6 protein-coding genes are annotated in these 6,181 nt (G+C 32.0%); all 6 read left to right on the forward strand.

All coding sequences use genetic code 11. The features are described from left to right. Positions 1-161 precede the first annotated feature (161 nt). The 6 genes from ACNI3T_RS00505 (at position 162) to ACNI3T_RS00530 (ending at position 5,963) form a co-directional block, all read left to right on the forward strand. Positions 162-1,553, forward strand: a complete 1,392-nt coding sequence (locus ACNI3T_RS00505) for a hypothetical protein (protein WP_418226142.1) — start codon at positions 162-164, stop codon at positions 1,551-1,553. 154 nt (positions 1,554-1,707) lie between these two features. Continuing rightward, on the forward strand, positions 1,708-2,379 hold the full coding sequence (locus tag ACNI3T_RS00510; RefSeq protein WP_418226143.1) for a tetratricopeptide repeat protein: 672 nt from the start codon (positions 1,708-1,710) through the stop codon (positions 2,377-2,379). A gap of 568 nt (positions 2,380-2,947) precedes the next feature. After that, a complete protein-coding gene (locus tag ACNI3T_RS00515) occupies positions 2,948-3,496 on the forward strand; it encodes a hypothetical protein (protein ID WP_418226144.1) in 549 nt (182 codons plus the stop codon). Between the two features lie 385 nt (positions 3,497-3,881). Further along, the gene (locus tag ACNI3T_RS00520) at positions 3,882-4,181 is read left to right on the forward strand and encodes a hypothetical protein (RefSeq protein ID WP_418226145.1); all 300 of its coding nucleotides are present in this window, start codon (positions 3,882-3,884) and stop codon (positions 4,179-4,181) included. Positions 4,182-4,328: 147 nt separating this feature from the next. Then, a complete protein-coding gene (locus ACNI3T_RS00525; RefSeq protein ID WP_418226146.1) occupies positions 4,329-5,318 on the forward strand; it encodes a peptidoglycan DD-metalloendopeptidase family protein in 990 nt (329 codons plus the stop codon). Positions 5,319-5,552: 234 nt separating this feature from the next. Then, positions 5,553-5,963, forward strand: a complete 411-nt coding sequence (locus tag ACNI3T_RS00530) for a hypothetical protein (RefSeq protein ID WP_418226147.1) — start codon at positions 5,553-5,555, stop codon at positions 5,961-5,963. Positions 5,964-6,181: the final 218 nt, after the last annotated feature.

A 6,181-nucleotide genomic window follows, 5' to 3' on the forward strand; every position in this document is an offset into this window, starting at 1 on the left:
GATACTTTTAAAACACAGCATATAACAACGGTTAATCGCCAATAGACGGCAGCTTTAGAAAGAAAATAATTAACTTGGCCAATAACCAATACTAAGCCGACAAATCCGCGTCCCTTACTCCGCCAACTGGCGATAACCGGGACCGTTGTACACAATTATTTATGAAAGATATAGTTGCCCTTAATTTTTATTTACCTACAAACGAAGATGATTTCATTAGTTTGAAAAGTAATGAATCTCTGTCAGATGCAGATTTGGTTATTTGTTCATTGAACTGGGACAACACTAAATTTTCCTATGGTCATGACTCTTCGTACAGAGGAAAGACGAGTTATAATTTAAATATTTCTTCAAAGATTTTAGAATCATCCAAGCATTGGAATAGGGAGTTGGATACTTATTTAAAAAGCGGAAGAAATTTATATTTATTTCTATCAGAAAAAAAAGAATTTTGGATTGATAGTGGAAGACGTGAAACTAGTGGTACGGGAAGAAATCAGAAAGTAACAAATATCGTTCAACCTTTTAGTAATTACGAATTTCTGCCGTTCCATTTGGATATTCATAATGCAAAAGGTAAAAAAATGAATCTTCGCAATGATTTATTAAAGCCTTTTTTTAAATCCTTTGAGAAAGATTTGACTTTTGAGGCTTATTTGGATACCAAAGAGGAAGAAGAAATTACAACATTGATAACCACGAGAAACAACGACAAAATTCTGGCAGTAAAACTAGATAAATATGATGGCAAAATCATAATATTACCATTCTTAGATCTCGATGATGAAAAGTATTATGAAGCAGATCTTTCCTGGAACAAAGAAGGGCTAAAACAAGGTAAGAAACTAATATATTCGATAATAGAAATTGAAAATAGCCTTACTTCCAAAGATACAAGAACGCCTAAACCTGATTGGTTGAATAATAAGATATACAATTTAAATGCTGCAGAAGAGGTAAAAGAAATCATTAGTAAGAATCAAGAAGAAATTCAAAAGCTTTCTAATAAAAATGAACAATTAAAAGAGGTTCTAGTTGCCAAAAACTCTATCAAAGATTTATTGTTCGAGTCTGGCAAACCTCTTGAGTTAGCAGTAACCAAATGCTTGGAACTAATGGGCTATAAGGCTGAGAATTTTGATGATGGAGTATTAGAGTTAGACCAAGTAATTAATTCACCAGAAAAGCAAAGATATATCGGAGAATGTGAGGGTAAAGAAAACAAGCCTATTGACATTAGTAAATTTCGTCAATTGCAAGACTCCTTGAATGAAGATTTTGAAAGAGAGGATGTAGAGGAAAAGGCGTTTGGAATTTTATTCGGTAATCCTTTCCGAATGGAACCACTAGATAAAAGAACTAAATTTTTTACACCAAAATGTGAGAATGGAGCTAAAAGAGAAAAAATCGCGTTGGTTAAAACAATAGATTTATTTTTCATTGCTAAATACCTCTCAGAGAATAAAAACGAAAAGTTTAAAAAGGAATGTAGAAAATCAATTCATAAAGGTCTCGGTAAGATTGTTACATTCCCAGATATACCTTCTAAATAACTGTGTACAACAACGGTTAATAGCCAATAAGCGGTAGCTTAAGAAAGAAAATAATTAACTTGACCAACCAAATAATTTTAAGCCGACAAATCCGCGTCCCTTACTCCGCCAACTGGCGATAACCGGGACCGTTGGCAGCAATTATTTTAAGAAAATGCGATTACTAAAGTACATTCTCATTTTATTGCTCTTCTGTAATTGCGATTTCAAATCAGCATTGGATTATGTAATCGAAGCTGAAGAACTTGCCGACAATGGTAAATATTATGAATCAAATGAGTTACTAAATAAAGCCATAGAAAAAGATCCACAGTTTATTGGCGCATATATAAATAAAGGAGCAAACTTTGCCGATCTTGGACAGCATAAAAAAGCCATCCAGGTTTATCAAAAAGCCCTTTTTCTAGATACAAAGAATACAATGCTCCTTTTTAATTTGGGCAACAATTATCAAAAAATAGAAGATTATACCACAGCCCTTGATTATTATAACAAAGCTTTTAAAACCAAAGGAGGCGACAAGTTTTATATGGACTGGAATAAAGAATTTGATTTCGTAGATGTAGGTCAACATTTCGATATTAAAGGTGAAGAAATTTATTTCCAACGTGGAATTACCTATTTGGAACTAGACAGCGTAAATCAGGCATTTTCTGATCTTAATAACAGTCTTAGGAGAAATTATGAAGTAGCAGCAAGCTTATACTATATTGGTATACTATACTTAAAAACTTATCAAGATGATTTAGGATGTGAAAATTTGAGAAAATCAGCTTCTTTAGGATATGAACATGCGAGAATCACATTAAAAGAATATTGCAATTAAACCAATCCAAAACATACTTTACTCTGACAAAACAGAATAATCAAAAATGAAATTTTACAATCTCACATGTATTACATTTTGTATTATAATTTTAATAATTAGTTTCTTTACATTTTACGATGTTGAACCAAGTCTGGGTAAAGCAACATTATTTGGTGTTTTCATGTATTCAATATTTGGCATATGCACATTGATGTTCCTGTTAACAATAATGGTAGGTATTTGGAAAAACAAATTATTGGATATTTACACTATACTAAATGTAATTGTTATAGTTATTACAGGGTTTTCTCCATTTTGGATTGTATAACAATAAGTCTTGGTAAATAACAGCTGCCAACAACGGTTCATCGCCAATAAGCGGCACCGTTAGTAAGAAAATAATTAACTTGACCAACAAACCAATAATAAGCCGACAAATCCGCGTCCCTTACTCCGCCAACTGGCGATAACCGAGACCGTTGTAAACAATAGCCACGGTGATTTTACTACGAAGAAAACTGAAAAAACTATTCAATAAAATTCGGATTCAAAAAGCTAAAATATGATACGATCATTCGTAATCTTCATGATAATCCTTTTAGGTATAAAGTCAAGTCAAAATAAACAGACAGACTTGTGTGAGGAACTATCACAAATGATGGAAAATGACCAGAAATTTAGAAAGCAACTAGGATTACAAAATGACACCTTTTTACAAGTTTTTGATTCATTAAAACGAAATCATAATATTACTAAAGATGAGTTCTCTAATTTGACCCCAGAAGAACAAAATAGTTTCTTGACAAATACAAGAAGAATAGCTAGCAAACAATCAAAATTTTCTCAGGAAGAGAAAGATTCGGTTTGGCAGTTACAAATTGAAATTGATCGCTACAATACAAAGAGATTAATGAAAATAGTCAAAAATAAAGGTTGGGTTTCAAAACAAAATTTAGGTTGTCAAGAAAACTTAAAAACGTGGATTTTCTTTAGGCATGCACCCAAAGAATATTTTACTCAAATAAGAAAAATTATAGACTTAGAAAAAGAAGAGAATCGCATTAGTGAATATGAATACCAGGTGATTGATAATCATCTAAAAGGTAGGCCTCAAATGTTCAAAGTACAAGAATAATTCAACAGGGCTACTGTTAACAACAACGGTTAATCGCCAATAAGCGGCACCGTTAGTAAGAAAATAATTAACTTGACCAACGAACCAATACTAAGCCGACAAATCCGCGTCCCGCAATCCGCCAACTGGCGATAACCGGGACCGTTGGCAACAAGCAAAGAAATTTATGAACAATAAAGAATGGGAATTGATATTTGGAATACTTTGCTTAATCTCATCATTAATATTGCTCTATTTAGAAATTAAAAATTGGCGCCAAACCGACAATGAAGATTATTCAAGAAAATCTTTCCAGATAGAAATAATAGCCGGAGCCGTCATATTTATGATGATTGGAATAGCTGGAATTTATAGATATTTTAATTAGACTTAACGAGAAATAAAAATGAAATTAATTGAAAATTTTCTTAGAAAATATACCGAGAAACCTAACTCAACTTTCAAAAGATTATTTGTAACATTCCTTTTCGGATTTTTACCATTTGCTATCTTATTTTCAATTTTAAGTTTCTTAGAAATTGAACCGATTAATTTCAATGGAGAAGAATATTATGGACTTCATGGTGTTTTAATTATAATATTAGCAACGCCAATTTCAGCTTTCATTTTCTCTATTTTCATTTATATTTATTTGCTATTAGGATACTTAGTTCTAAGCGGACTAAAGAAAATATTAATTAACTAATTGCCAGTTGCCAACATCGGTTCATCGCAAATAACGGGTATAGTGGAAAAAGTGTAATTTTAGAAACCAGGAAAGAATATAGTTAAGCCGACAAGTCCGCGTCCTTACTCCCGCAACTTGCGATAACCGTAACCGTTGCCCACAATTATGAAACAAGCATTTTTAGTAACCATTTTATTCCTAACTGTAAATCTGATTTCTGCACAAACAGAAAAACCGATTGATAAAATTGTATCAGAAAAGTTTGAAAATAACTTCAATTCAAATGAATTTGAGAAAATCTTTAATTCTTTTTCAAATGAGATGCAGAAAGCTTTACCAAATGATCAAGCAATCAAATTTCTATCTGATTTTAAAAATCAGGCAGGAAAAATAAAATTTCGAGAATTTAGAAAATATGAAAAGGGAACTTTTGCATCCTACAAAACAGTTTTTGAAAATGGAGTTTTCGCTCTGAATATCTCAACTGATAATAAATCAAAAATAAATGGATTTTATATTGAACCATTTAAAGAAGATAATTTTCCTATAATTGATCGAAATTCAACTAAACTAACTTTACCATTTCAAGATGAATGGACAGTAACTTGGGGCGGAGACACTAAAGAATTAAATTACCACGTTGAAAATAAAGCTCAGAAAAATGCTTTTGATTTCGTAGTGACTGATGAAAATGGAAAATCATATAAAACAGACGGAAGGACAAACGAAGATTATTACGCATTTGGAAAAAAGTTAATTTCACCTTGTGACGGAGAAGTTGTTTTAAAAGTAGATGGGATTGAAGATAATGTGCCAGGAGAATTAAATCCAATTTATGTACCGGGAAACACGGTAATTTTAAAAACTGTGAATAATGAATATTTGTTTTTTGCGCATTTTAAACAAAATACGATCAAAGTTGAACAGGGACAAAAAGTAAAAAAAGGAGAAGTTTTAGGGCTTTGTGGTAACTCGGGTAATTCCTCTGAACCACATTTACATTTTCATATTCAAAACGTAAAAAATATGAATGTTGCAACTGGTGTAAAATGTTATTTTAAAGAAATAAAAGCGAACGGAGAAATTAAGAGGGATTATTCACCAATCAAAGGCGACAAGATTAGTAACATCATAACAGTGGGCAACAACGGTTAATCGCCAATAAGCGGTAGCTTAAGTAAGAAAATAATTAACTTGACCAACGAACCAATACTAAGCCGACAAATCTGCGTCCCCTACTCCGCCAACTGGCGATAACCGAGACCGTTACCTGCAATGGCTTTAGAAAGAAAATGTGAAATATATCATAGATAACTCAATCCAGGCGAAAAATACAAAACAAAAAAATCTTCCTTCAAATAATAATTTATTAATATATAGTTTTAAGAAATGAACGAAAATTTACTACCTCATTACTCTAAAAAGTTTGCCTTAGGTATCGGAATAATTACGCTAATAGCATTAATTTTTAAAAACTCATATGTTGATTTATTATTAATCGATCAGACCAGGTTAGTTTGGATCCTGAAAAATATAATCTTGATCGCTTTAATAGTTCTCGTCTTTTCTAAAGAAAAAAATGTAACTAAGAATATTGAGAAATTGAAATTACAAGAACTAAAAGGAGCTCTCGGGTTTGGCATTATAATTCTATTTTTTGACTCATTTCAAGAACTTGTTTTTTGGGATGGGGATTATGAAATGAAAAGTGGATACGAACTTATGGTTGCGATGCTTATATTCCACCTAGTCTTTTTTTATTACAGAAAAAGTAAGTTGAAGAATACATCAAAGGGCTAATACATAATATAAAGTATAAACAACAAATTAAGAGGTGTCGCCACAGCAGCTAACAACGGTTAATCGCCAATAAGCGGTACCGTTAGAAAGAAAATAATTAACTTGACCAACAAACCAATACTAAGCCGACAAAGCCGCGTCCCTTACTCCGCCAACTGGCGATAACCGAGACCGTTAGCAATAATTATTTAACCGAGAAGCTGCTTGAGAATATTTAC

It is taken from the genome of Christiangramia qingdaonensis (assembly GCF_048381525.1).
Taxonomy (GTDB): Bacteria; Bacteroidota; Bacteroidia; order Flavobacteriales; family Flavobacteriaceae; genus Christiangramia.

Bases quoted from the DNA above. Each gene is read 5' to 3' on its own strand.
- ACNI3T_RS00505 (WP_418226142.1), top strand. From the start codon at position 162: ATGAAAGATATAGTTGCCCTTAATTTTTATTTACCTACAAACGAAGAT.
- ACNI3T_RS00510 (WP_418226143.1), top strand. From the start codon at position 1,708: ATGCGATTACTAAAGTACATTCTCATTTTATTGCTCTTCTGTAATTGC.
- ACNI3T_RS00515 (WP_418226144.1), top strand. From the start codon at position 2,948: ATGATAATCCTTTTAGGTATAAAGTCAAGTCAAAATAAACAGACAGAC.
- ACNI3T_RS00520 (WP_418226145.1), top strand. From the start codon at position 3,882: ATGAAATTAATTGAAAATTTTCTTAGAAAATATACCGAGAAACCTAAC.
- ACNI3T_RS00525 (WP_418226146.1), top strand. From the start codon at position 4,329: ATGAAACAAGCATTTTTAGTAACCATTTTATTCCTAACTGTAAATCTG.
- ACNI3T_RS00530 (WP_418226147.1), top strand. From the start codon at position 5,553: ATGAACGAAAATTTACTACCTCATTACTCTAAAAAGTTTGCCTTAGGT.